This is a genomic window from Rhodopseudomonas sp. BR0G17, from assembly GCF_010907025.1.
Classification (GTDB): Bacteria; Pseudomonadota; Alphaproteobacteria; order Rhizobiales; family Xanthobacteraceae; genus Rhodopseudomonas; species Rhodopseudomonas palustris_H.
This window is the reverse complement of record NZ_QUML01000255.1, coordinates 1-383: the sequence shown is the minus strand read 5'-3', so window position 1 is coordinate 383 and position 383 is coordinate 1. Positions and strand designations below refer to the sequence as shown.

General features: G+C 61.6%; 1 protein-coding gene. It reads left to right on the top strand.

Features of this window, described 5'->3' with window-relative positions:
- Positions 1-315: Orn/Lys/Arg family decarboxylase (locus DY467_RS26105; RefSeq protein WP_502706467.1), on the top strand; the 315-nt coding region annotated here is incomplete at its 5' end.
- Between the last annotated feature and the right edge of the window lie 68 nt (positions 316-383).

The following is a 383-nucleotide window of genomic DNA, read 5'->3' as shown; positions in this document are numbered from 1 at the left end:
CATCTGCCCGAGATCGCGATGTCGCCGCACGCCGCGGCGCGCTTCTTGGTGCGCAACGATGTCGACTACCTGCCGATCAGCCAGATCGCGGGCCGAATTGCCACCACGCCGTTCGTGGTCTATCCGCCCGGAATTGCGACGATCGTGCCCGGCGAGCGCTTGAGCGAGCGGGCCAAGCCGATGCTCGATTACTTGCAGATGTTCGAGCGCAGTTTCAACGAATTCCCCGGCTTCGATGTTGAAATCCAGGGCGTCTATCGTGAGGCCGACGAAGCTGGACGTGTTCGCCTCTACACCTACGTCGTGGCCGAATAGTCAGCTCGCCTGCATCTGTCGGAGTTGCCGTGGACAGAGTTTTGCCGATCCTGATCCGTCCGTCGCAC